Below are 25,584 nucleotides of genomic sequence, written 5' to 3' on the forward strand. Positions count from 1 at the left end.
GGTGAATGAAGTGCCACTCACAACGAACACGATCCTCATCTGTGCAGGAGGAGCCTGTATCTCTGCGGGTGAAAAGAGTGTCAAGGATGCCTTCGAGGAAGAACTGAAAAAGTACGGTCTTGATGAAGTCGTCAGGGTGATAGAGACAGGCTGTATGGGTGCGTGTACGCTGGGTCCGATCGCTGTGATCTACCCGGAAGGAGTGTTCTATCAGAAACTCACCCCTGACGCGGCAAAAGAAATAGTCGAGGAACACATCCTCAAGGGAAGGATCGTCGAAAAGCATCTCTACAGAGCACCGGAAGGAAAGCCCGTTCCCAGAGTTCACGAAGAGGTGCCTTTCTTCAAAAAACAGGTGAAGATCGTCACGAGAAACCTCGGAGTCATAGATCCAACGAAGATAGAAGAGTACATAGCAAGGGACGGATACTTTGCCCTTGCAAAGGCCCTTCAGATGAAGCCAGAGGATGTGATAAAAGAGATCAAAGACAGTGGTCTCAGAGGAAGAGGAGGGGCAGGTTTTCCAACGGGGCTCAAATGGGAACTCGCTGCAAAACAGAAGGCCGAGAAGAAGTTCGTTGTCTGTAACGCAGACGAAGGAGATCCAGGAGCGTTCATGGACAGGTCTGTTCTCGAAGGAGATCCCCATGCTGTCATAGAAGGTATGGCGATCGCTGCCTACGCGATAGGTGCCCAGAAGGGCTTTGTCTACGTCAGGGCTGAATATCCCCTTGCCATAGAAAGGCTCAGCATCGCTCTTGAACAGGCAAGAGAGTACGGCTTTCTTGGAGAAAACATCATGGGAACGGATTTTTCCTTCGACATAGAGATCAGAATCGGTGCGGGAGCATTCGTCTGCGGTGAGGAGACGGCACTCATGGCTTCCATAGAGGGAGAAAGGGGCCAGCCTAGGGTGAAACCCCCGTATCCCGTTGAAAAAGGTCTGTGGGGATATCCAACGGTGATCAACAACGTGGAGACACTTGCGAACGTACCCTGGATAATAAGAAACGGTGCGAAGGAATTCAGAAAGTATGGAACAGAAACCTCTCCAGGTACGAAGGTATTCGCACTCGCCGGTAAAGTGAAGAACACAGGTCTTGTGGAAGTTCCGATGGGAATCACCCTCAGAGAACTCATCTATGAGATCGGCGGAGGAATAGTGGGAGACAAGAAACTGAAAGCCGTACAGACAGGAGGACCCAGCGGGGGATGTATTCCCGCCGAGTACATAGACACTCCCGTTGACTTCGAGTCTCTACAGAAACTGGGAGCCATCATGGGTTCTGGTGGAATGATCGTGATGGACGAGGACGACTGTATGGTCGACGTTGCAAGGTTCTTCCTTGAGTTCACCGTGGAAGAGTCCTGCGGAAAGTGTACTCCCTGCAGAGAAGGAACGAAGAAAATGCTCGAAATCCTGGAAAAGATCACATCGGGAGAGGGAACCGAGGAAGACATAGAAGAACTAGAAAAACTCGCGAACGTGATAAAGGATACTTCCCTCTGTGGACTCGGCCAGACCGCACCGAACCCCGTTCTTTCAACCCTGAGGTACTTCAGGGACGAGTATCTTGCACACGTCAGGGAGAAGAAGTGCCCTGCCAAAAAGTGTAAGGCACTCATCAGTTACGTGATAGATCCAGAAAAGTGTGTCGGCTGTACCGCCTGTGCGAGGGTGTGTCCTGTTCAGTGTATAAGTGGTCAGGTGAGACAGCCACACGTGATAGATCAGGCAGAGTGTGTCAGGTGCGGTAGCTGTATCGAGGTCTGCAGGTTCGGTGCCATCAGTAAAGTCACACCGGCTCTGCCCGTGGAGGAGGCGGTAGAATGATAGGGCCAAGGGATCTTTTGAACATCGCTTTGAAGATCGAATCAACCGGGTACTCATACTACAAAAACCTGGCGGAGAAAACTGAAGGAGAAACAAAAGCACTCTTTGAAAGGCTTGCAGAACAGGAAAGAGACCATTCAAGAAGGTTCAGAGAAATTCTCGACAAGTACGAACAGGACCTCAACCCTTCCGATGAGGTACTCGGATACCTTGAATCCCTTGCTGAAATCTCCATCTTTCCAAAACTGGAAGACACTCCACCCGATGATCTGAGAGAGGCAGTGAGAAGGGCTATAGAGGTCGAAAAAGATTCCATCGTGTTCTACAGTGAGATACTGGCCTTTGTTCCTGAGAAAGAACCGATCCAGTTGATCATTGACGAAGAAAAGAAACATCTGAGGGACCTTTTGAGGCTTGATGTGTGAAACTGCCCCGCCGACCGGCGGGGTTTTTTCGAGGTGAGTGAAAATAGTTCTTTCACTTCTGATCGGATATCTTCTTGGAAGTATTCTGCCCGCTTATTTTCTTGTGAAGGCATTTGTCGGAGTGGACGTGAGGAATGTGGGAACAAAGCACGCTGGAACCACAAACGTCTACAGAATTGCCGGATTGTGGCCGGCTGTTGTGACGGCTTTTTACGATACAACGAAAGGTGTTCTTGCTGTTCAAATTTCAAAGGCGATGGGCCAGTCAGATTTTATAGCACTTCTGTCTGGCTATTTTGCTGTGATCGGACACATCTTTCCCTTCTATCTGCAGTTCAGGGGAGGAAAAGGAGCGGCAACGAGTGTAGGACTTCTTCTTTTCTTTCTCTGGAATACCTGGTTAAGGTTTCCAGTATGGTGGTTTCTTTCGGATCTGTTTGTCCTTTTGTCTCTTGTACTTGTTCTCCTCTGGAGCAGCAAAAAGGGAGACGTCGTCGGTTTGTTTGTTCTTCCTGCACTTGGTTTGCTCCTTTCTCTGAGGAAGGTTGATCACCTCTGGTTTCTCTGGGTCCTTGTGGGTACACTCTGGATGATCAATCTGAGAAACGTTCTTGAGGAAAAGGTCATCAAACTGGGGGAGGCTGGCTGGAGAGTTCTGATCAGACCCTCTGCTTTTTTGCTCCTTTTTCTTGGATTGAAGATGGAAAAGGAAAAATTTTTGCTTCTTGTGGTGATAGTTTTCTCCATTTTTCTTCTGGCAGACATCTCAAGGTTGATCAGCCGCAGAATTCACAGGTTTTTCCACGAGGAACTCGAGAACAGAATCTACAGAAGTGGTGAAAGAAAGAAGATCTCCTCCATGACACTGTTTCTACTTGGAGTACTTCTCAGTTTTCTGCTCTTTGAAAAGGAAATCTCTTTCGCAGCAGGATGTTTTCTCATCTTCGGTGATATGACCGCAAAGGTTGTCGGGGTCTCCTTTGGGAGGAAAAGACTGTTTCACAAAAGTTTCGAAGGAACGATGGCGGCCTTTGCCGTTAACCTCTTTGTTGCTTATGCGATCTTTCTTTCGGGATTGATGGATTTTCTTCCTGTCTTTCTTGGCAGCGTGGTTGCCACAACATGTGAGGTTCTTCCTCTGTCGATAGATGACAACGTATCCGTTCCTGTTTTCTCTTCTCTTGTGATGAACCTGTTTTGACTCATTCCACCTCTGCCAGCACGCTGACAGGCCCTCCATCCAGTCCCTTGAATCTCACCGGAAGTGCTATCACACGCTTTATCTTTCTTTCAACGATGGGTTCCAAGTTCACATCCTCAAAGATGATGATCGGTCTTTTTCTGCTGAACTTTTTCGAAAGAAGCCATCTGTGTGCAGGGTATCCTTCTTTTGCTCCCGAAACGATGGGATCGGCACTGAGAAAATCGAGCATGATCGCCCTGAGCGAGGGAACTTCTTCTCTCAAAAATCTTGCAAGTTCAGGAGAGATTCCAGGAAACAGGAATCTGTAAGTGGCAGGATCTTCTATTCTGAACCTAGAAAAGCCTGATCTGAACATGAGAAGATCTGCCCCGGTCAGGTCTACTCCCTTCAGATCTTCCAGCGTGAAAAGTTCCATGGGAGCTTTTTCTCTGTTCACGATCACAGGATGATCGAATATGAAGTACTCAAGTGGTATCTCATCCAGAGTCCAGCCGTCTTTGCAAAAATGATACGGAGCATCCACGTGGGTTCCCGTGTGTGAAAAATGATGAATCATCGTGGTGTTGGCGATATCTCCCTGCTCGATTCTGTCCACCACTTCAAAGCGAGTCGGAGGGTTATCTGGATAGGTCATCATTTTCTCTTCAATGGGGTAAGATAGTTCTATGAACATGTCCATCACTTCCCTTTCAGGAGGTTCAGATCATGGAGTTTCTCGTATACAGTTTACCAGAAGAGATCGCCAGGGAAGAAGCCCTGGGGAACTTTTCCACTGCTTTGAAACTGATCGATGAATTCCTGAAAAAAGACCTCCCAGAACTTCAGCGAAAAAGACTCATCTACGAAAAAGAAAGAATAGAAAGACTCATCGAAGATTATCCTTTCAGCGAAAAAGAGGCCCTCGAGAAACTCAAAGAGATGTTTGAAGATTTCTCCGAAGAAGAGTTTCACCGTCTTCTAAAGGAAGGAATTCTTGACTACATTGTTGTGAATGGAGAAAGAAGATTTGAAAGGCGCTTCTTTCACAACCTTGCCTTCGCAAAACCAGAGTACAGAGAAAGACTCAGAAAAAAAGATGAAAAAGTCGAAAAGGCACGAAAAATCCTCCATGACCGTCTTGAACGTCTCACAAAGGGTGAAAAACCAAAGGAATATCTCGTGAGGGCAAGGGTTACTCTGAGGCTGAAGAAAACTTCTTCCAGAAACCGTGTCTGGCTTCCGTTCCCGAAAGAGGGTTTTCAGATCGAAAACGTGAAACTTCTGAAAACAAGCCACAAGAACTTCTACCTGGCACCGAACGATGTTCCACAGAGAACGATATACTTCGAAGGAAAAGACTCCGTTTATTTCGTGGAGTTCGAGTACACCGTGAGGGAGTGGATAAACCGTGTTGATCCCGAAGTGGTCGAAGAACCTGGACATTTCGAAGAATTTCTGAGGAAAGAGCCACCTCACATCGTCTTCACACCGAAACTCAGATGGCTCACCAGAGAAGTTGTGGGAGACGAGGAAAATCCGTACCTCAGGGCAAAGAGAATCTACGACTGGATCACGTTCAACGTGAGGTACTCTTATGTGAAACCGTACGCTCTCTACGAGAACATCACGGATTTTGTGGTGAACAACCTGAAGGGTGATTGTGGTTTCCAGGCTTTGCTGTTCATAACGATGTGCAGGATCGCTGGGATTCCGGCAAGGTGGCAGTCTGGATGGTACATAAACCCCATCTTTGCTTCCCCACACGACTGGGCACTTTTCTACATCGAACCTTACGGGTGGCTTCCAGCGGATCTTTCCTTTGGAGGTGCAAGGAAGGAAAGGGAAGATTTCAGAAGTTTCTACTTTGGAAACCTGGATGGTTTCAGAATGGTGGCAAACGACGATTTCATGAAGAGTTTTGACCCAGAGCCACGCTACATCAGGCAGGATCCCACTGACAATCAGGTGGGAGAAGCAGAGGGAGAAGATGGAAGGCTTCCATTCGAAAGCACTCTGGAAGTTTTGAGTTTTGAGGAGGTGTGAGCATGTCGAAAATAGTGGACGTGAAGTTCACCCTCAGAAGGCACGAGTACGAAAAGCCCTTCCATATAACAGGGAGCATCTCCTCTGAGAGCAGAAACGTGGAGGTCGAGATCACACTCGAGAGCGGGATCAGGGGTTATGGAGAGGCCTCTCCTTCGTTCAGGGTGAACGGAGAGAGGGTGGAGGCTCTTCTGGCAGTAGAAAACGTGGTGAAGGACATGATCACCGGCTTTGACGTTCGAAACTACGCGAAGATCTTTGAGATCACGGATAAACTATTTGCTTTCCCGAGTTTGAAAGCGGCCGTTCAGTTTGCGGTGCTCGACGCTCTGGCGCAGGAACTCGACGTTCAGGTGTGTCATCTTCTTGGAGGTGCAAAGAGCAGGATAGAAACGGACAAAACGGTGGGAATAGATTCCATAGAGAAGCGAGTGGAGGAGGCAAGAAAGATCTTCGAAGAAGGCTTCAGGGTGATAAAGATCAAAGTGGGAGAAAACCTGAAGGAAGACATCGAAGCGATGATGGAGATAGCAAAGGTCACAAAAGGTGCAAAGTACATCGTAGATGCGAACATGGGCTACTCCCCGAAGGAAGCGGTGGAGTTTGTAAAGAAGATCTACCAAGCAGGAATAGACATCTCCGTTTATGAACAACCTGTGAGAAGAGAGGATATAGACGGTCTGAAGTTTGTGAGGTTTCACTCTCCGTTTCCTGTAGCGGCGGACGAATCTGCAAGAACAAAGTTTGACGTGATGAGACTGGTGAAAGAAGAGGCGGTGGACTATGTGAACATCAAACTCATGAAGTCCGGCATCTCCGATGCCCTGGCCATAGTGAAGATTGCAGAAGCATCGGGACTGAAACTCATGATAGGATGTATGGGAGAGTCCAGTCTTGGAATCAACCAGAGCGTGCACTTTGCCCTTGGAACGGGTGCGTTCGAATACCACGATCTGGACAGTCATCTTATGTTGAAGGAAGAAAAATTCAGAGGAAAGTTCATCCAGGAAGGTCCAGAAATGAGGGTGAGAGAAGAATGACGGTTCATCAGTTTGTGAAGAAACTCATAAAACTTGTGGAACTCGAAAGAAACGCCGAGATCTCCGCCATGCTCGATGAAATAAAGCGGCTCTCCGGAGAAGAAAGAGAAAAGAAGGGCCGTGCCATTCTCGGTCTTACGGGAAAGTTCGTGGGAGAGGAACTCGGCTACTTCTTTGTGAGGTTTGGAAGAAGAAAAGAGATAGACACGGAAATCGGAGTGGGAGATCTTGTTCTCATAAGCAAGGGAACCCCCCTGAAAAGCGATTACACGGGAACGGTGGTAGAGAAGGGAACAAGATTCATCACCGTTGCAGTCGACAGACTGCCTCCCTGGAAACTCAAAAACGTCAGAATAGACCTGTTTGCAAGCGATATCACCTTCAGAAGACAGATAGAGAACCTGATGGGACTTTCACCGGAGGGTAAGAGGTGTCTGGAGTTTCTCCTCGGAAAGAGAGAGCCAGAAGAGTCGGTCGAAGAGGAGTTCGTTCCCTTCGACGAAGGTCTCAACGAAAGTCAGAGAGAGGCTGTGTCTCTTGCCCTTGGAAGTTCTGACTTTTTCCTCATCCACGGTCCCTTCGGGACGGGAAAGACAAGAACCCTTGTGGAGTACATCAGACAGGAGACAGCGCGTGGAAGAAAACTTCTTGTCACAGCAGAGAGCAACCTCGCGGTGGACAACCTGGTGGAGAGGTTGTGGGGAAGTGTGTCCCTTGTGAGAATCGGCCATCCCTCGAGGGTGTCACCACACCTGAAAGAATCCACCCTCGCACACCAGATAGAAACTCACGATGAATATACGAAGGTGAAGGAGATGAAGGAAAATCTTTCAAAACTGATCGAGAAAAGGGACAGATTCACAAAACCGTCTCCCCAGTGGAGAAGAGGTCTGAGTGATGAAAAGATCCTGGAATACGCCGAAAAAAACTGGAGCGCCAGGGGAGTTCCAAAGGAAAGGATAAAAGAGATGGCTGAGTGGATAAAGCTGAACAATCAGATTCAGGAAATGCGAGAGTTGATCGAAGAAAAGGAAGAGGCGATAGCGAGAAGCATCGTGAGGAAGGCACAGGTGGTGCTCTCCACCAACTCGTCCGCCGCCCTCGATATAGTCTCTGGTATTCTCTTCGACGTCGTGGTGGTGGACGAGGCATCTCAGGCAACGATTCCCAGCATTCTGATTCCCATCTCCAGAGGAAAAAAGTTCGTTCTTGCAGGAGATCACAAACAACTTCCTCCAACGATACTTTCAGAGGAAGCAAGGGATCTGTCCAGAACACTCTTTGAAGAACTCATAAGGCTCTATCCTGAAAAGTCCGTTCTTCTCGACACCCAGTACCGGATGAATGAAATTTTGATGGAATTTCCAAGCAGGGAATTCTACGATGGAAAACTCAAAGCAGACGACAGCGTAAAAAACATCACCCTCCTCGATCTTGGTGTGGAGTCACCGAACTTCGACAAACTCTGGGATGTAATTCTCTCACCAAAGAACGTGCTTGTGTTTGTGGACACCAGAAACAGACCTGACAGGTTTGAAAGGCAAAGGAAAGACTCTCCGTCGAGGGAAAATCCTCTGGAAGCCAGGCTGGTGAAAGAAATCGTGGAAAAACTCATCTCCATGGGGGTCAAAGAAGAATGGATCGGGGTCATTACGCCCTACGATGACCAGGTGGATCTGGTAAGAACGCTTCTGGAAGAAAAGGTGGAAGTGCACAGTGTGGATGGGTTTCAGGGAAGGGAAAAAGAGGTGATCATCATATCCTTTGTGAGGTCCAACAAAAACGGTGAGATAGGTTTTCTCGAAGATCTCAGACGACTCAACGTCTCCCTCACAAGGGCCAAAAGAAAGTTGATAGCAATAGGAGATTCCAGCACGCTTTCTGTTCATCCAACATACAGAAGATTTGTAGAGTTTGCAAGGAAGAAGGGAACTTACGTAATACTCTGAAAATTGATCCAGGAAGAGACTTACCGGGCTTTGCGCCCGGTTTTTTGTTTTGTTGTTTTGCCAGAAAGTGTACCTACAAACTCGAGGAACGGAAACTGATAGGAGAGGAGGTGCGATCCATGAACATCAGAACGATTGGGATGATACTGTTTGGATTGGCAACAATATTACAGACCATTTCCGAATTGGTTGAGGAACTTAAGAAAGAATGATGGAGTTAAACTTCCGATGCTTTTTTGCTGATCGTTTCCGACGTCAGAAAGTGTACCTAAAAACACAGAGATGGAAAATCGAACAGAAAGGAGGTGAACATATGAATATCGAAATCATTGCAAAAGTATTGATAGGAACAGGTATGGTATTAGATGCCATTTCAAGAGAAGTCAAAGAAAGGGAGAAAGAAAAAGACAAGGACAAGGACAAAACAAGGTAAGATCACAACCTGATGAACCCTTCCTGGCAGTGGGGTTTCTCCACTGCCTTTTTTCAACGCAATTAAACACTTCGGGAGGTGAACATATGGAAGGAAGAGAATATCTGAACAGGTTTCTCAAAGGAAAAAGCGAGGAGGAAATCATCGAAAAATCGAGAAAATACGTAGAGAACGAAGAAGAAATTCTTGAAGGTGCATTTAGAAACATAGCAGAAGTTTTTGAAGAGTTCAAAACATTTCTTTCGATGCTGAAGGACTTTTTCACAGGAGAATATAAAGATGTCCCCGGGGGAACTATTGCTGCAGCGTCTCTCGCTATTTTCTACTACGTCTTTCCTTTCGACATAATACCGGACATCATACCTGTTGCTGGTTGGATTGATGACATTACAGTTATAAAGTTCCTCTGGAATCTCGTTAGGGAAGATTTGCAGAAATACATGGCCTGGAAGGGGAAACAGAGGAAGAGGAAACAGAAAGTGTTTGCTTGATGAAGATCAACTTCCGAAGATCCGGGGTGAGAGTACATGCCAGTTCTCCAAAAAAGAAGAATCAGAAGCGAACTCAAGCAGTTTGTGGGAAAAACTGTCGAAGTTGTTGGTAACGTAAAAAGATTCGGTTCTACAAGACACCCCTCTTGCAAGTATCCGATAGTTTTATTGACCAGCGTTACCGTCAGATATAAAAATAAATCCGTGAAAATCGATCATCTGTGGATGGTGATAAAAAGATTGCCACACACTCTTGATATTGCGACCGGAGACATCCTGGGTTTTAAAGCAGATATTGTCAGGTACAAAGTTTTGCCAGATTTCAAAAGCAAAAACGCCATATTACGCCCCAGATATAACTACGGAGTTACCAATCCGAGAAATTTTAGAATCATCAATCACTCGATGAATCTCGAAAAAAGTATGACTCTATACGATGCACTTTTGAAAGTATTGTGATTTAGAAAGTGTGCCTAAAAATCTGAAGACGCAAGACATCATCAAGGAGGGTCGGGTAGAAAAAGTACGGAGGGAGGGGCCTTCCCTTTCTTACGTGCAACTTATTACCGTGTTCTTGGTGGACAAAAATGATAAAATTATCACAAAAAGGGGGTGTGGTATGAGAATAAAAATCAATTTTCAAACTACCAAAGCCAGAATTCCTCTGAACTACAATTACTTTCTTTCATCCTTTATCTACAAAAGACTGGCCGCTCAGAACGAAAACTTTGCCAGATTTCTCCACGAAAGTGGGTACGGAAAGAGATTCAAGTTTTTCACGTTCTCTCAGCTCTTTTTTGAGAACTCAAAAGTAGATGGAGACAAGATAGTTATATTTCCGGGAAGGGGGTGGTGGCACATATCTTCTCCTGTCGTTGACTTTGTAAGGTACATGTTTTCTTCCCTATCTGAAGATCCTGTGATAAGGGTTGGGAAGACAGAGTTTTTTGTCCAGTCGATCACCGTCGAGGAATCTCTTCCAGCCCTTTCGGAGTATAACTTCGTTATGATCTCTCCTCTTGTTGTCAGTGTTCCCGAAGAGAAAAATGGAAAACTGGTTCACAGGTACCTTCACCCGTGTGAAGAAGAGTTTTACGAGGCCTTCAAGAAAAACCTGTACAAGAAGTACCGCATCTTCTACGGAAAAGACCCAGAAGGCGATGTGGAAATCATACCAGATTGGAACTACATAAAATCCAGAGAACGCATAACAAAGAGAATCAAGTTGAAGGATGTCTTCGTCAGAGCAGTTGTTTTTCCATTCAGAATGAGGGGTGATAGGAAACTGGTAGAGATCGGTTATGAAACAGGCTTTGGTGAAAAGAACAGCATGGGATTTGGAATGGTGGCTTTGAAAGAGAATAAGCCCTGAGGAGGTGATGGGGTGCATGAGTTTGTCAAACTTGTGACTTTCCTCGGTGTGGGAAATTATAGAGAAAGCCTGGTTAAGATTTCTCCAGATTTCTGTGTTCGACAAAAAGTTTTTCCTTTAGCGATAGTAGATTATTTACATCATCTGGGAAAATCAGTGGAGGTTCTATTTTTTCTGACGGAGGAATCAAGACAGAGTGAAACGTGGCTTGAATGTAGAAATTACCTGGAGAACAAAAATGTGTCTTACAAGTTTTTCAGCATACCAGAAAGGGTTTCCTCAGAGGTTGTGATGAATTCTCTTGTAAGGACACTCGTGGAAAATCTTAAGGAAGATGAGAACATTATACTGGACATTACGCATTCTTTCAGAAGTTTTCCCCTGATGGCAGGTGTGGTGGCACTGTATCTTAAGGAAGCCAAACGTATCGATGTTAGAGTAATCTACGGTAAATTTGACCCGGAAACAAACACAACCGAATGTGAAGACCTAACTCCTTTGACCAGGGCTACAGAGTGGATCTACGCAGTTCGCTTGTTCAGAGAGTATGGATATGCGAAAGAGCTGGCTCATCTGATAAGAAAAAGAAACGAAGAGATCCACAGAAAAAATAGTTCGAAAAAGCCGAGAATATTGAATTCTTTATCCAGTAGTTTGCAGAATATTTCTTTCTCTCTCAGAATAGGATCAATAAAAGCTATTAGAAAGAACCTATCAAATTTCTTTGAATTTTTTGATGGAAAAAGAAATCAGATAAGATCAGAAGTGAAAGAATTTGTTCCAGAAATTGCTGCCCTTTTGGATGTTCTGGAAAAAAGTTACAGGGTTTTTCACATCGAAAGAGGAGGTTTGAAACTGAATGAAGAGGAACTGGAATCTGAAAGAAAATTGTTGAATTTTTATCTTCAAACTGGTGATCTGGGAATGGCACTTCGCCTGGCAAGAGAATATTTGATAAACGCTTATCTGATGATGAGTGGAGAAGAAACGAATTTTCTCGAAAGAGATGTCAGAGAATCTGTTAACCTTTCAAAACTGGGTTACGATATCATTCTTCAGGCAAGAAATCATGTTGCTCGTTTTGGTTTCAACAAAGTTGACCTTCCTTCTTTGAACAAAATAGAGAAAGCCATCAAATCTCTCGTTTCATCACATCCGGAGAGAATCCTGATTTCTTCAGAAAAGTCCTATCAGAGTAGAAAAGCTGCCCTCCTCACGCCTCTTGGTACAACAAAAGGGGCTCTGTATACTGTCCTAAAGCATTTTTCACCTGATTTGCTTCTGATTGTGACATCAAAACAGGGGAAGGAAATCCTTCCTGAAATTCTGGAAAAAGTGAAATATAAGAATGATTACAAAGTGATACTCCTTGAGGACCCGTTTACAGGGGTGAATGAGATAAATCGAGTTATATCCGAAGCCAGAGAATACCTTGCAGACTCCGACGAGATAATAGTCAACCTAACTGGAGGAACCACACTTCTCACTTACCTAGTGGAGTGTATAAAAAATCATCTCAGATATGGAAGAAAGATAAAAACCGTTCTCGCTGTAGACAGAAGAAGCTATGAAGAGCAGATAAAAAATCCCTTTGTGGTAGGAGAAATTCTGGAACTTGAGTGAAGAAAGGGGGTGCTTTATTCTTGAATGACAGGAAAGAGCTCGTCGTAGGTGCTCTCATTCACGATGTAGGAAAAGTTGTGAGAAGAGCAGGTGATAGCAGAGCACATCAACTGGCAGGGTACGATTTCACAAATAAGGTAAAAAAGTTTGCAAAGTTTCAAAAGTACATACACTACCATCATGAAAAGGATCTTAAAGAAAAAAATTTAGAAGATGAAAAGGTCTGGTACGTGTGCTTTGCAGACAACCTGTCCAGCAGCGAGAGAATGACTGATGGGAACGTCTTCGACGAGTATCGAAGGTTAGAGAACCTCCTCTCGAAGATTCCAGAAAAGGAACAAAAAAAGCCCACCTATTTTCCTATCAGATCCGCAGATAAAATAACAGAAGCCGTCACGGAAATGGAAGAAGAAAAGGAGAGTTACGCTTCTCTTTACGAATCGTTCGTTGAGGATGCAGAGAAGATTAGTCTCTCACCGGACGATGTGAACTTTCTTGTGTACAAGTATTTTTCCTTCATCCCACAGGAAACAAGAGTGGAAGGAGACATGGACATTTCTCTTTACGACCATCTGAAAGTCACCGCCATGCTTTCTCTGGCCCTGTACGATTACGCAAAAGAGAATCACCTTGACTTCAAAACTTACGATGAGATGAAAAGATACTTCGAAGATCCTTCCGTAAAACCCTTCCTTCTTGTTGGAGGAGACGTCTCTGGAATCCAGAACTTCATCTCCAGTGTCTCTTCGAAGGGAGCACTCAGATCCTACAGAGGAAGAAGTTTCTTCATAGAGATCCTCCAGGAAGTTGTGGTTGATGAGATTCTCAGCAGAACAGGCTTTTACAGAACAAATGTTCACTACATCGGAGGAGGACACTTCCACCTTGTTTTGTCCAACACGGAAAAGGTGAAAGAAACCATTGAAAAGATCAGAAAAGAACTGAACGCCTGGTTCAGGAAAAGAGGGCTTTCACTCCATCTTGTGACGGAATACACGGAGTTTTCAACAAAAGATGTCAAGGACATGGGAAGCATTTTCGAGAGCATAGCAAAGAAGGTGAACCTGAGAAAACTCAGAATGTACACAGAAGAAGACCTTGAGGAACTCTTCCCGGATGATCTCTCTTCGATCGCGGAAAAGGGAGGTTTCACGTGCAAAGTGTGCGGAAACAGAGTCGAAAAACTCTTTGCCCTCGGTGACAGCGAAGAAGAAATAGCCTGTGATTTCTGCAGGAAGATGTACGAACTTGGAAGAGACCTTCTTAAAAAGGATGAAGAAGGAAATTATACTTACATCTATCTCGTTGAAAAGGACAATGGAAGGTTTGAAATCTTCAACAAACGCTTTGATTTCTCAAGAAAACCAGGTGAAGACTGTGTGGTGTGGGAGAGAACAGAAGACTTGGTATGGGGGATGTAGAAATCTACAGAATCGTTGAGTGAATCCCTTCCTGCTTTTTCAGGTTTTTCCCGCCGGTGAACTTTCTCTCTGTTTCATGAAAATTCTCTCCGTCACGGCAGGTGCTCCAAGATACATTATGTTGTCAAGAATTGACCTGTTTCTCTTTAAATTCAGAAGGTCGTATGCCTTCCAGATCTCGTTGATGCACATTTCAAGAACATCCTTTACAGCGTTCTTTGCTCTTTCAAAATCTCTGTACTCTTCTACGAGGGGGTTGTACACCCCCTTCTTTTTATCCTTTTCGAAATCATCGAGTGCGTCGACGATGTAGAGCCACTCTCCAAGGTGCACACCAAGATGGTAAAGGATTCTTCTCTGATCTTCTTCTTCAACGGTCGATTCCAGGATCTTTCCGAGTATTCTTCCCTGCTCTTTTGCGAGTTCTTCAAAGTTTGCTTTTTTCCTTTCCAGTGTGTAGAATCTGTCAAAGAGTTTCGATATTTTCGGGTCTTTTTTCAAAAACGATTTGACCAGAAGATAAATCGGATTTTTCGTGTCCAGATAGTTGTCCCTCATTTTCTCGGAAAGAAGGGCTACGAAGATTTCTGCAACACGGTTTATGGATTCAGACTGATAGTATTCCACTTTTTTCAGAGTGAAAAAGCAGAAGTTTCGCTTTCTCTCCACATGTTCACCCTTCAGACTAGAAAGAAGAAGAGAAAGTGAGGCAGCCTCGTAGGTGAGAAGAAGCCGGGGGACTATGGAGTACCTCTTCAGAGCACGGCAGACTCCACAATAATACCTTCTGAACTCTTCGTACTCTCTGACCTTGAGTTCACACTTCAGCGGTTTGATGTATCCAAACATCATCTTCTCTCCCTTACAAGGTGAAGGAGATAATCGAGAATCCTCGTGTAGAGATAATCATAGGCCAGAAAGGCAATTTGAAGACCTGCTATGCCAGGAATGTAGAGGATGGGAGAAACCTCTGGAAGTTCTACTTTGAAGAACCTGATGGCAACGATCAGGAGAAAGAAAAATCCCGCATTTAGATAAAAAAGCCTGTAAAGGAGAGATTTTTTCCTCACAAAGGAGTAGAAAGAGAGCACCAGAAATATCGAAACATATCCTGGATTTGGAACAAGAAGAAAAGAGAGTAGATTCAAAGCAGCGATCAATGGAATTGCCCCTTTTCCGAACAGTTCCACAAGAAATCCCACAAAAACACTGCACAGGGCGGCAAAGAAAATCTTGCTCTTTGTGAAGTTTCCCGTGTAGAGCAAAAGAACGACGAGGGCGGAAATCAGCCCTCCGTAGGAGATCTTTTTCACATGCAAGGGATGCAGTCACCCCCGCATGCTTCACAGCAGGTATCCGTACACCAGGCACATCCAAGACATGCGAGTATATCTCTGCATTCGTTGTTTCTGTATCCCATGGAGTAGGAGAAAAATCTAGAATCTTCTTCAGAATAATTCTTTTCTGGTTCTTCGTTCATCAGCATCTGGTAGGCCTCGTTTATCTGTTTCATCTTTTCTTCTGCCAGATCCCTGAGTGGATGATCCTTGTAGCGATCTGGATGATACTTTTTCACAAGTTCGCGGTAAGCCCTCTCTATTTCTTCCTTCGAAGCACCAGGCTCAACACCGAGAACTTCATAGGGATTCACGGAAATCACCTCCACAGTTATATGTTATCAGATCTTCAGAGTTTGTGATATATCCCACATTTGTATGTTAGTCAAAAGATTATTTAACTATACTTTGTATATTTTATTCACTAAACCAGGGTAAGTTCCATTTATTCACAAAGCGGGTGGTGATTGTAACTGACTCCTGATGTGCGATACGGAGTATGCAACTGTCGGTAACGAAAAAATTCATGCGGGTTTGAGAGAGGTGATGTATGCATGGAAAATGGAATAATGAGCGAGAATGTGAAACAGGGTATGAGAATATGTCTTCATCTGTGTTTATGTATCTATCATGAATAAAGAAACCACACACTTAGTCTCTAACCTTTTAAGGAGTGCCTTTTTGAACAAATTTGTGAAAATGAGAACTAGTTGATTTTCCCATAAAACAACTCAAAATGCCCTGACCTAGGTTAGGATAATTTATCTTTTGATTTTGTCTTTCTTTAGGCTTTCTATTGACTATGTAATTATTCCATTTTTCCAAACAGTACTTGACTTGATCTTTCTGTGTGTTAGAATCACCTGTGATGAAACACCTTCTGTATGTCCTCATATATTCTTGCTTTTTGAAATGCTTTGTGGTATAATTTCTCTGAAATCCAACGGGTTTCAATACTTCCTTAGAGGTATGGAAACCGTAGTTCCTCACGGTGCCGGAGCAAACCTCGAACTCGTTTCAATACTTCCTTAGAGGTATGGAAACTGTTTCGTGTAAGTGTGAATCTCAGAACGTTGCCTTGTTTCAATACTTCCTTAGAGGTATGGAAACTCTTGAGGGGGTGAGGGTTGATCTTCTTTCCACCTCGTTTCAATACTTCCTTAGAGGTATGGAAACAAAGGACACTGTCGTATATGGTAGGACATGACGGCACCGAGTTTCAATACTTCCTTAGAGGTATGGAAACTTTTTCTTTGCGTGAAGTAAGCGTTTGGGAATTCTGTTTCAATACTTCCTTAGAGGTATGGAAATTGAGCCATGAGCCAGGCTTCTCTTTTACAATTAGCAGTTTCAATACATCCTCAGAGGTATGATTTACCCACCAAAAGTATCCTGTGCTCTGACCTCAAAACATCCTCATCCCTAATCCTGTTGTACCGGGGGAGGCAGGGGGATTGAATATGAGAATATTCGTTAAAATCCAGCCCGAAAGTGGTTCTGAGGGTAAATTTCCTGCTGATTACAGAAGAATCTTTATGTCTCTATTGAAGCAAGTGTATAAGCGTACACCGTTTGAAGAAATTGTTAATTCTCACGATCGAATACCAAAACCCTATGTCTTCAGTGTTGGTTTCAACAAAATAAAAGATATCTCCGGAGACTCGATAATCTTTGAGTCTCCTATTTTTTTTAATTTTTCTTCCTCTATTCCCCAGATGGTGGGTTATTTATATAACTACATCGTTTCGCAGGATTCAATCATGAACGGATTGAAGGTTGCAGGTGTGGATCTTCCTGTTCCAAAGATCATAACATCCAAAACGGTGACCTTTAAAATCATGGGAAGCGCTGTTTTAACAAGGGCAGAAAAGGATAGATACTACGTGTTACCTGAAGACAACGATTTTGAAGAGGCTTTGAATCATTCCATACAGGTTCGATTGAATCTTTCAAGGGAACTCTTTGAAACATTCGGTGTCAGAATACCGAACTTTAAACCGGTGAAAGTTGTGAATAAAAACCTAAGAAAAGTTCCTGCCAAACACTATGGAGGATATATAGAAGCTTTCTCTGGAACAATCACGCTTGATGGTGACCCCGATGTCTTGAGTTTCCTCCATGAAAATGGTCTTGGTGTTCGAACAGGACAGGGGTTTGGTATGCTTAAGGTGGTGAGAGAGTGGCACTAGTCATATATCCTCAAGGTTGGCTTCACAATGCAAACGTTTATGGTTTTCTGAAAGTTATAAATGAAAAAAGCAGGGAAAGAAAGATCTCTTTCGAATTATCGGATATTTTAAAAGACGATGGCACGATAGTTCTGGAAGACAAAATGCTGGATGAGTTGTATCTGATCGACAATTTCGATAATTTATCACTGCCTCGATTATTTGTTTTTATCCTAGAAGAGACAGCAAGAATAGAAGGTGACATAAGAAAAGCGTATAACTACTTTAAAGGCAATGTAGGATATTACGAGAATTATGTAGCACAAGTCAAAGAAAAACAATTCATGGAAAATTTATCAAAAATTGTTCACTATATATTCAGAAAACCATCGCTGGAAGGAACCGATCGATGTTTCTTCTGTGGAAATTCCTTGAAAACAGACGAAGACAGATCGATTCTTCAGAGAAAACAGTTTTCGAGGATTCTTTTTAAGGATTTTTCATCATCAGAAGGAAAGTTCCCGAATTCATTCTGGAACATGTCCAATGAATTCTATCTCTGTGACGTTTGCTCCCAAATGGCTCTGTTCAGACATTTTGTTTTTCCAAAAAGCGGTGAGAGTATTTTCGTGAACGTTCCTTCTTTCAAAGCCATATGGTATTTGAACGAAGCAATTAAAGCATACAGAGATTTGTCTCTGGAACTTTCAGTTTCAAGGGCAATATCAGAGGTTCATTTAAAACTTCAAAGACTTCTAGGGATTTGGGAAAGACAGAACGTAGAAGTTATCTACTACAACAGCAAATCCTACAGAATTTACTACATGCCACAAAGGGTGATTAATCTTTTGCTGAACACACGGATTTCTTCCATTTTGAACTCTCTGAACAGCATAAAAATCTTTGAGGCAGTGATTTATCAGGAAAGGTTGAACGAAATTCTGGAATGTGAATATTTGCTGTTGAAATACCTTTTCGATGTCTCTTCATCGGGAAGAAGTCACCTGGCAGAGAACGTGAAACAGTATGTGGGAGATGTGAAAAGAAATGCCGGATACTACATGAATACCTTGCCTGATCTTTTCCAGGAAGTAAGGAGTGTTATGGGGGTGAAGCAAATGGTACCAGTCTGGAGGATGAGGGAACTTGGGAAAGAAGCGTCTCAACTGTTTGAGCGTACCAGGTATAGACTTCTGGAATTGATAAGGCTGGCAAAAAAAGATGAAGTTTATCATCTGATCCTGAAGACATACATGGCAAACAACAAACCTTTCCCAGAAGATTTGAACAGAGTCTTTTCGGCAAAGGATGAAGATTTCAAGAACCTGATGTTCGCTTATGTGAGTGGAATGATAAGTGGGGGTGAGGAAAATGAGTAATCCAAAGGCAATCACCGCTACAATCGTTTTCGAATCTTCTGCTGTGAACAGAGATGAAAACATAGCAAACAACATTCAATCATTAAAAAAACTTCGAAGAGAAGACGGTGTCTATACCTTCTTTTCGCGAGCCAGTATGAGACACCATGTTTTCAATGCCCTCGTGAGGAAGCATGGATGGAAACCTGCTAGAGTTGCAAAAGATGGTGACGTTATTCAGTTCGACGTGTTGGAAGAAAGCATTCTAACTTCAGAAGAACTTGACTTTTTTGGATACATGAGAACATTTGAAAGTGCCTCCCTCTCAAGAAAAGCGCCTGTTGGTATGACGAAAGCGGTTTCTCTGGAAAAATGGGAAGGAGACATGGCGTTTTATGCCAATCATGACCTGGTTCAGAGGGCGCGTGAAATCGGTGAAAGTGCTGATCCAAATCCGTTCTCCAAAGAAGAACATCTTTCACTTTACAAGTACTCTGTTGTGGTCGATCTTGAAAACATTGGCAAAGAGAAAGTCATAATCAATGAAAAACAGTGCGAAAAACTGAATAGATTATTTGGAATAGATCTGAAGGAGCTGAAAGAAAAGGAAAGCATTGCCAATGATAAAGGAACCATATCACTCGAATCTGTTGGTGAAAAGAGTTACAGGATTCTTGTAACACTCAATGATCCAGAAAAACAGAAGCGCTTGAAACAGTTCTTTGACATCATAATCAACGGTTTTGAAATCCACTCTTCAACGGAAAGCTGGTGTGTATCACCAGTGTTCATAGTAATTGCCACAACAAGACTACCGGTAACACTTTTCAATCCTTATATAAAGCTGGATGATGGGAAGATAGATGTAGATTTAGTAGCAAAAATTGCAGAAGAGAATACAAACGTTATAGATTATAGAATCTGGGGCGTTCCGTTCATTCTAAAGGGTGAGGTGGATAAACTCTGCAAAGGACCAAAAGATTTAAACGATTGGGTGACTGGTGTTATTGGAGGGAAGGAGAATTCATGAAGTTGCTAAGAATAGAAATCAAAGCATCAACAGGTCATTTTGCCATTCCTTTTCTCATATTCGAAAGAAAAACATTTCCCATTCCTATGTATTCGACCATGATCGGATTTGTTTGCAACATCCTTGCTGATGAAGCAAAAATAAGTCGGTTCTTGAGTTCAAACTTTTCAATGGCAGTAGTTGGAGATCATGATGGTGTAGTGGAAGAATACACCTGGTTCAGAAACTTGTCAAAGGAGTCTCATACGAAAAAATTCATATGTTCTTTTAACAGAGAGGCAAACAACGAAATAGAGCATCCTGGGGGGCAGTCACCGGTTAAGATTCAAACTCTTATAAACCCGAAGATAAACTTGTTTCTTAAAGCAGAGGAATGGATACTTGAGATGGTAAAAGAATCTTTTGAAAACCCTCAGTGCATTTCACGGCCACACCTCGGGAGGTCGGAAGACGTTGTCGACGATATAAAAGTTGAACTGATTGATTGCGAAAAGAAACAGGTTTTCGACACAAATGGTTACACATGGATGCCTTCCCCTGAATTTGTGGATGATGTGAGTGATTCCTACGAGGAACTTTACAAAAGAATATCAGGATCTGTGTACAGGGTATCCTCTGTTTACATCATACAGAATAACAGAAGAATCTTTGAGTTTGTTCATGCCAAACTTCATCGTGGTGCCATTCCTATGGTTGGATTCAAAGTTCCAGAGGTTCTTTCCTGGAACGGAACGCCTATTTTTCTCGCTAGGATAAGATTCCCTGATAAAGGGGGATAGATATGCCAATACTTGCCAAAAGTAATGGAATAAGTCTGAGAGAGCATGTAGAGGATGTTTTAAAGGTGCTGAATAACTTCTCAATAGAGCCGGATTTGAAAGAATTTTTGAGAAAGGCTGTTTTTTACCACGACTTAGGAAAAGTATCGTACGAATTTCAAAAGAAAGTAGGAGGTAATGTTCCGGAAGATGGTATACCGGAGGTGCCACACAGTTTCCTCAGCATAGCCTTTGTACCAGAAAACACTCTTGAAGAGATGGGAGAAGATCTTTCAAAAGTTTTTCTCTCTGCGATTCTCTATCATCACTGGCGTGAAACCTATCTTGATTATCTGTTCGGGAGCAAGCAGGGGAATGTACGCGAAGCTTTCAAAAGACTCCTGGAGGTAGGGAACAATCTAATTCGCATGATCAAAGAAGAAATGAAAGATTTCCTCGAGTATGATGTGGAACTCAACAGATCGTTGTGTGAGTATTTATCGCAAAATTCAATCCTCGACAGTGGACTAATACTTCCCCCTCATCTGATTTCCCTGCTTCCAAGCATTGTTCTCAAGGAGTTGAATCTGAAAGACGATGTTTACAGGTGCTACATTCTTACTCTGGGCACACTTATGAGGGCGGATAGATTTGCTTCCTGCGCTGAAGGAGTCGGGAAGAAGGATCTTCTGGAAAGAGCGGATATAGAGTTCAAAGAAGATACATTTGAAGTGATCGAAAGTGATCTAAAACGAAGATATGAAAAAGTATGGCAATCAGACGTTGTGAAAGAAATAAGAGGAAAAAACGTTGTTCTCGTTGCTCCCACAGGTGCCGGGAAGACAGAGTTTGCCCTGATGTGGAGCAAAGGGAAGACGGTTTTCACACTTCCTCTTCAAAGTGCAACGAACATGATGTATGAGAGGGTAAAGAAGTACTTTGGGGAAGAAAACGTGGGGCTTCTCCACTCTGACGCTGCCATCCACCTGTTTCTTACGAGCCTCTACAGAAAGGATTTCGAGGATAGAGAAGGAGAGATTCTGGAAATTGCGGAGCAATCGAGGTTCTTTTCCTATCCATTTGTTGTGGCAACCGGTGACCAGGTTTTTCCGGCAACCCTGAAATACCCCGGCTATGAAATGATTTACTCAGTGATGGCAAATTCTTTTCTTGGTGATAGATGAGATACAGGCCTATTCACCCGAAGCAGCTGCAATAATCGTTAAAACTGTGGAAGATGTGAACACCCTTGGTGGAAAATTCTTGATAATGACGGCTACTCTTCCTGGATTCATAAAAGATGAGATCATAAAAAGAACAGATCTGGATGAGGGCGTCAAAGACGTTTACGACAGTATTCCTCAAGGAAGATTGCGCCGAAACGTCCTGAAATTCAAAGACTCCTCTGATCCCACAGAAGAGGCAGTTAAACTCTATGAAGAAGGCTGGAAAGTTCTGGTTGTTAGAAACACTGTAAAGAAAGCGATTGAAACCTATCAGAAACTTGTGGAGAAAATTGGAAAAGAAAGAGTCTTGCTTGTTCATTCCCGTATGACATTAGAGGATCGAAAAGAAGTCGAACGTATTCTGGAGAACTACAGACCAGGAATGAACGGAGAAAGCATCGTACTGGTATCAACCCAGGTCGTTGAGGCATCCATGGACATAGATTTCGACATACTACTGACAGATGTAGCACCGGCGGATTCTTTGGTGCAGAGAATGGGAAGAATTTTCAGAAAAAGGGAATGGACTGAGAATAATCCAAACACTTTTATTTACATAGGAAAAAGCAAAAAAGAGTTTGATAGTTTGATCAAAGGAGTATACAGTAAAGACATCGTAGAGAATACCTTGAAAGCCTTATCTGAGGTGATTTTAGGTCTGGGCGAGGAAAAAATTGACGTTCTTTTCAAAAATCTTCCCAAACAGCAACCTTTTTCTTTGAACGAATCACAGAAACGAACATGGGTTGAGAAAACCTATGAAAAGCTGGAACTTGAAAAAGGTTATATGGAGAGATTTCGAAAAACTCTCGATGTGCTAGATAGCGGCTATTCATCGGAGAAAAAACATGAAGCTCATAGGATCTTCAGAAGGATATCGTCTATGAGTATCGTTCCAGAGAACCTGAAAGAGGATCTCGTAGAAGAGTTGAAAGGAGCAAGCAATTATTTTGAATTCAAACAGATTACATCGAGATACCTTGTGGATGTTCCACTTTATGATATGGATGGGTCTTTGCTTGAACCTCTGAAAGTAGAAGCACAGGATGAAAAAGTCCTGAGATGGACAAGTTCGCTTTATGTGTTGAAGGGAAGCAAGTATGAGAAAGGAATAGGAATTTTTCTGAAGGAGAAGTAAACGTGGAGGAACTTGATATACTGAACATATCAGGTACAATGGTTTCTTATTATTTTACCTGCAAGAGAAAACTCTGGCTGTTTGCCAAGAATATAGATATGGAGCAGTCACAGCCAACCACAGACCTCATAATTGGGAAACTGTTGAATTTTAAAAGCTTTAAACAGGAAAAACACAAAGAAATAGAGATTGAGGATTGTGTCATAGATTTCATTACTTTTCGTGGAGAGATAATAATTCATGAAACGAAAAAGAGTAGAAAGTTCGAAGAAGCACATGTCTGGCAAACTAAATATTACATGTTTGTTCTGAGGAAATACGGATTGGATATTACTCATGGTGTGATTCATTACCCTAAGCTGATGAGAAAAGAGGAGATAAACTTTGAAAAGGATGATGAAGAGAAAATAAGAAATGCGTTACTTGAGATAAAACGGATTACACATGAAAAAATTCCACCTCCCGTGTTGAACAAATCCTTTTGTAAAAGGTGTTCATATTACGAACTGTGCTATGTGTAGGTGATTTTCATGGGAAAAAATTATTACGTCTTCTCCTCTGGTAGAGTTAAAAGACATGAAAACACCATCCTGATAGAGTACCAGAAGGCTGGTATGCAGCAGAGGAAATTCATACCAGTGGAAAACATTGACCAGATATTCTTCCTGGGAGAGGTTGATTTGAATTCTAAATTCCTGGATTTTGCGGCTAAGAATAATATTGTTTTACATTTCTTCAACTATTATGGATACTACACAGGATCTTTTTATCCGAGGGAAAAGTTCATCTCAGGAGAGTTGTTAGTAAGGCAGGTTGAACATTACCTAGATTCAGAAAAAAGATTAACCCTGGCAAGAAAATTCGTAGAAGGTGCTGTTCACAATTTCAAACGAAATATCGAAAAAAGAGGTTTTGATATAACTGATAAGATATCTGAATACCTGGAAAGAACAAAGTATGCGAAAACTATACCAGAACTCATGAGTTGTGAAGCCCACGCCAGAAAACTCTATTACTCCACCTGGGAAGAAATAACGGGATGGCCATTCGAAGAAAGAAGCATGCAACCCCCTTTGAATGAATTGAACGCCCTCATCTCTTTTGGAAACTCTCTCACGTACTCCATTGTTTTAAAAGAACTCTATTTTACACACCTGAACCCAACGATAAGTTACCTTCATGAACCTGGCACCAAAAGGTTTTCTCTTGCTCTTGATATAGCGGAAATATTCAAACCAATTTTTGTTGATAGAATAATATTTAAGCTCATAAATCTTAAAAAGATTGATCGAGAAAAACACTTTCTTCAGGAAGCGAGAGGCGTATTTCTAAACGAAGAAGGCAGGAGGTTGTTCATAGAGGAGTTCGAAAATATGCTTCAACAAACCATTCTTCACAGGAAATTGAAAAGGAAAATTAAATATCAATCTCTCATAAGGCTAGAAGCATACAAAATCATAAAGCATTTGCTTGGAGAGGATGAATACAGGCCTCTTAAAGTGTGGTGGTGATAGTGGTAAAGGTTATACTGGTCTATGACATTTCAACAGAGACCAAGGAAGGTGTTAAGCGTTTAAACAAGGTGAGAAAAATTGCCAGGAGGTATCTTGACCATATACAGAAATCTGTCTTTGAAGGTGAACTGACAGAAGGAGAGGTCGAGAAATTGAAATTCGAATTATCATGTGTTATAGATAAGAACGAAGATTTCGTAATAATCTATAAAATGCCGCCTTCCATTATGATGGAAAGAGACTTTCTAACGAATACAGAGGATCCCTCCTCGAATTTCATCTAGACAAAACTGGAGGTTTGACGCAAAATCTGTTCAAAAGAATGGTTGTTTCATGCTTTTTTACTAAGAAAATAACTGCGGTTTTTATCTTCCTAAGAGGAATATGAACGCACAAATGTGTGTGTGTCGGCGTTTTTGTGGCGCCAGGTTTTTATCTTCCTAAGAGGAATATGAACGAAACTGCCCACGCCGTACCAGAGCGTTGGCGCCAGGTTTTTATCTTCCTAAGAGGAATATGAACGGGGATTACTCCCCGCTAAACTCTACCGCTATCCAGGTTTTTATCTTCCTAAGAGGAATATGAACAAGCCATCAGGACAGAAATAGACACGATAGCGCTCAGTTTTTATCTTCCTAAGAGGAATATGAACATGACATTTATAAACTATTTCATTCCAGGGGATTACTCGTTTTTATCTTCCTAAGAGGAATATGAACAGCTCTTTCGATGCGACAGTCGGCGAGTATGGAGTGTGTTTTTATCTTCCTAAGAGGAATATGAACCTCTACCCTCAATTAAGATCGACTGTCACATATCAAGTTTTTATCTTCCTAAGAGGAATATGAACTTGTAACCAGCCACGGCGATCTATCTGCCCTGTGAAAGTTTTTATCTTCCTAAGAGGAATATGAACCAATCTAGAAGGAGGGGATTGAGATGGTCAAGTATGAGTTTTTATCTTCCTAAGAGGAATATGAACATTCACAACTATATCTATGTGTTCGAGTGTAATCTCGTTTTTATCTTCCTAAGAGGAATATGAACAAGATAAGAATCTTCACCTTAAATCTCCTCCCACACCAGTTTTTATCTTCCTAAGAGGAATATGAACGGCGACAGAAGCCGCCAGTGTCGTTTGCAAACTGCGGTTTTTATCTTCCTAAGAGGAATATGAACGTAGGGAAGCTAGAGGTGGTAGGATGAGTGAATGGAGTTTTTATCTTCCTAAGAGGAATATG

Annotated in this window: 24 protein-coding genes and 2 CRISPR repeat arrays (1 of these 26 running past the window's edge); of the genes, 20 read left to right on the forward strand and 4 right to left on the reverse strand. The window is 42.7% G+C overall.

Going from position 1 to position 25,584, the window contains the following annotated elements:
* Positions 1–10 precede the first annotated feature (10 nt).
* From nuoF to CTN_RS09655, 3 genes are read left to right on the forward strand one after another with little or no spacing between them, the layout of a single operon-like run.
* On the forward strand, positions 11–1,834 hold the full coding sequence (gene nuoF / locus CTN_RS03420; protein ID WP_038066984.1) for an NADH-quinone oxidoreductase subunit NuoF: 1,824 nt from the start codon (positions 11–13) through the stop codon (positions 1,832–1,834).
* Positions 1,831–2,259 (forward strand): ferritin-like domain-containing protein, encoded by a 429-nt coding sequence (locus tag CTN_RS03425; RefSeq protein WP_015919184.1) that lies wholly within the window; start codon positions 1,831–1,833, stop codon positions 2,257–2,259. Before nuoF ends, CTN_RS03425 begins: the two co-directional genes overlap by 4 nt.
* Positions 2,260–2,296: 37 nt before the next feature.
* Positions 2,297–3,460 carry a glycerol-3-phosphate acyltransferase gene (locus CTN_RS09655; RefSeq protein WP_015919185.1) on the forward strand — a complete coding sequence of 388 codons (1,164 nt, stop codon included), beginning with the start codon at positions 2,297–2,299 and terminating at the stop codon, positions 3,458–3,460.
* 1 nt (position 3,461) lies between these two features.
* Here CTN_RS09655 and CTN_RS03435 read toward each other — a convergent pair whose 3' ends face one another.
* Positions 3,462–4,136, reverse strand: a complete 675-nt coding sequence (locus CTN_RS03435; protein WP_038066989.1) for a cyclase family protein — start codon at positions 4,134–4,136, stop codon at positions 3,462–3,464.
* A gap of 32 nt (positions 4,137–4,168) precedes the next feature.
* On the opposite strand from CTN_RS03435, the gene CTN_RS03440 reads away from it, so the two are divergent.
* The 8 genes from CTN_RS03440 to cas10 all read left to right on the forward strand — a co-directional run bounded on the left by CTN_RS03440 (position 4,169) and on the right by cas10 (position 13,814).
* Positions 4,169–5,485 (forward strand): transglutaminase-like domain-containing protein, encoded by a 1,317-nt coding sequence (locus CTN_RS03440; protein ID WP_015919187.1) that lies wholly within the window; start codon positions 4,169–4,171, stop codon positions 5,483–5,485.
* A 2-nt stretch (positions 5,486–5,487) separates the two neighbouring features.
* Complete coding sequence (locus tag CTN_RS03445; protein WP_038066994.1) at positions 5,488–6,525, forward strand: L-Ala-D/L-Glu epimerase; 1,038 nt, start codon at positions 5,488–5,490, stop codon at positions 6,523–6,525.
* Positions 6,522–8,474, forward strand: coding sequence for an IGHMBP2 family helicase (locus CTN_RS03450; RefSeq protein ID WP_015919189.1), 1,953 nt, complete (start codon positions 6,522–6,524; stop codon positions 8,472–8,474). Before CTN_RS03445 ends, CTN_RS03450 begins: the two co-directional genes overlap by 4 nt.
* A 519-nt stretch (positions 8,475–8,993) precedes the next feature.
* Positions 8,994–9,398 carry a YkvA family protein gene (locus CTN_RS03455; protein ID WP_038066997.1) on the forward strand — a complete coding sequence of 135 codons (405 nt, stop codon included), beginning with the start codon at positions 8,994–8,996 and terminating at the stop codon, positions 9,396–9,398.
* A gap of 36 nt (positions 9,399–9,434) precedes the next feature.
* Positions 9,435–9,857 carry a hypothetical protein gene (locus CTN_RS03460; protein ID WP_038067000.1) on the forward strand — a complete coding sequence of 141 codons (423 nt, stop codon included), beginning with the start codon at positions 9,435–9,437 and terminating at the stop codon, positions 9,855–9,857.
* 160 nt (positions 9,858–10,017) lie between these two features.
* Positions 10,018–10,770, forward strand: a complete 753-nt coding sequence (gene cas6, locus CTN_RS03465) for a CRISPR-associated endoribonuclease Cas6 (RefSeq protein ID WP_041437564.1) — start codon at positions 10,018–10,020, stop codon at positions 10,768–10,770.
* A gap of 12 nt (positions 10,771–10,782) precedes the next feature.
* Positions 10,783–12,393 carry a CRISPR-associated DxTHG motif protein gene (locus CTN_RS03470; protein WP_015919196.1) on the forward strand — a complete coding sequence of 537 codons (1,611 nt, stop codon included), beginning with the start codon at positions 10,783–10,785 and terminating at the stop codon, positions 12,391–12,393.
* A gap of 20 nt (positions 12,394–12,413) precedes the next feature.
* A complete protein-coding gene (gene cas10, locus CTN_RS03475; RefSeq protein ID WP_081434635.1) occupies positions 12,414–13,814 on the forward strand; it encodes a type III-A CRISPR-associated protein Cas10/Csm1 in 1,401 nt (466 codons plus the stop codon).
* A 39-nt stretch (positions 13,815–13,853) separates the two neighbouring features.
* On the opposite strand, the gene CTN_RS03480 is transcribed toward cas10, so the two are convergent.
* Genes CTN_RS03480 through CTN_RS03490 form a run of 3 tightly spaced genes read right to left on the reverse strand, consistent with a single transcriptional unit; the run spans position 13,854 to position 15,465 of the window.
* Positions 13,854–14,666 (reverse strand): DUF5685 family protein, encoded by an 813-nt coding sequence (locus CTN_RS03480; RefSeq protein WP_015919198.1) that lies wholly within the window; start codon positions 14,664–14,666, stop codon positions 13,854–13,856.
* Positions 14,663–15,127 (reverse strand): hypothetical protein, encoded by a 465-nt coding sequence (locus tag CTN_RS03485; RefSeq protein WP_231555996.1) that lies wholly within the window; start codon positions 15,125–15,127, stop codon positions 14,663–14,665. Before CTN_RS03485 ends, CTN_RS03480 begins: the two co-directional genes overlap by 4 nt.
* Complete coding sequence (locus tag CTN_RS03490; protein WP_038067006.1) at positions 15,124–15,465, reverse strand: J domain-containing protein; 342 nt, start codon at positions 15,463–15,465, stop codon at positions 15,124–15,126. The genes CTN_RS03485 and CTN_RS03490 overlap by 4 nt, the downstream gene beginning before the upstream one ends.
* A gap of 633 nt (positions 15,466–16,098) precedes the next feature.
* Positions 16,099–16,462: direct repeats of the CRISPR family, unit length 30 nt; unit sequence GTTTCAATACTTCCTTAGAGGTATGGAAAC.
* A 224-nt stretch (positions 16,463–16,686) separates the two neighbouring features.
* Between CTN_RS03490 and cas6 (CTN_RS03500) the strand changes: the two genes are divergently transcribed.
* The 9 genes from cas6 (CTN_RS03500) to cas2 are packed head-to-tail and all read left to right on the forward strand — an operon-like array spanning position 16,687 to position 24,627.
* Positions 16,687–17,340, forward strand: coding sequence for a CRISPR-associated endoribonuclease Cas6 (gene cas6 / locus CTN_RS03500; protein WP_231556002.1), 654 nt, complete (start codon positions 16,687–16,689; stop codon positions 17,338–17,340).
* Positions 17,331–18,698: a Cas8a1 family CRISPR/Cas system-associated protein gene (locus CTN_RS03505; RefSeq protein ID WP_015919203.1), complete on the forward strand. Its 1,368-nt coding sequence runs from the start codon at positions 17,331–17,333 to the stop codon at positions 18,696–18,698. Before cas6 (CTN_RS03500) ends, CTN_RS03505 begins: the two co-directional genes overlap by 10 nt.
* Positions 18,691–19,707: a type I-B CRISPR-associated protein Cas7/Cst2/DevR gene (cas7i, locus tag CTN_RS03510; RefSeq protein WP_015919204.1), complete on the forward strand. Its 1,017-nt coding sequence runs from the start codon at positions 18,691–18,693 to the stop codon at positions 19,705–19,707. The genes CTN_RS03505 and cas7i overlap by 8 nt, the downstream gene beginning before the upstream one ends.
* Positions 19,704–20,486 (forward strand): type I-B CRISPR-associated protein Cas5b, encoded by a 783-nt coding sequence (gene cas5b, locus CTN_RS03515; RefSeq protein ID WP_015919205.1) that lies wholly within the window; start codon positions 19,704–19,706, stop codon positions 20,484–20,486. Before cas7i ends, cas5b begins: the two co-directional genes overlap by 4 nt.
* 2 nt (positions 20,487–20,488) lie before the next feature.
* Positions 20,489–21,649 (forward strand): CRISPR-associated endonuclease Cas3'', encoded by a 1,161-nt coding sequence (locus tag CTN_RS03520; protein ID WP_015919206.1) that lies wholly within the window; start codon positions 20,489–20,491, stop codon positions 21,647–21,649.
* Positions 21,639–22,829 (forward strand): CRISPR-associated helicase Cas3', encoded by a 1,191-nt coding sequence (gene cas3, locus CTN_RS03525; RefSeq protein WP_244857413.1) that lies wholly within the window; start codon positions 21,639–21,641, stop codon positions 22,827–22,829. The genes CTN_RS03520 and cas3 overlap by 11 nt, the downstream gene beginning before the upstream one ends.
* A gap of 2 nt (positions 22,830–22,831) precedes the next feature.
* Positions 22,832–23,350, forward strand: a complete 519-nt coding sequence (gene cas4 / locus CTN_RS03530; protein WP_015919208.1) for a CRISPR-associated protein Cas4 — start codon at positions 22,832–22,834, stop codon at positions 23,348–23,350.
* Between the two features lie 9 nt (positions 23,351–23,359).
* A complete protein-coding gene (gene cas1b / locus CTN_RS03535; protein WP_038067041.1) occupies positions 23,360–24,340 on the forward strand; it encodes a type I-B CRISPR-associated endonuclease Cas1b in 981 nt (326 codons plus the stop codon).
* The gene (gene cas2 / locus CTN_RS03540) at positions 24,331–24,627 is read left to right on the forward strand and encodes a CRISPR-associated endonuclease Cas2 (RefSeq protein ID WP_015919210.1); all 297 of its coding nucleotides are present in this window, start codon (positions 24,331–24,333) and stop codon (positions 24,625–24,627) included. The genes cas1b and cas2 overlap by 10 nt, the downstream gene beginning before the upstream one ends.
* A 77-nt stretch (positions 24,628–24,704) precedes the next feature.
* Positions 24,705–25,584: a CRISPR direct-repeat array (repeat unit 29 nt; unit sequence GTTTTTATCTTCCTAAGAGGAATATGAAC); it runs 990 nt beyond the window's last position.

It is taken from the genome of Thermotoga neapolitana DSM 4359 (assembly GCF_000018945.1).
Classification (GTDB): domain Bacteria; phylum Thermotogota; class Thermotogae; order Thermotogales; family Thermotogaceae; genus Thermotoga; species Thermotoga neapolitana.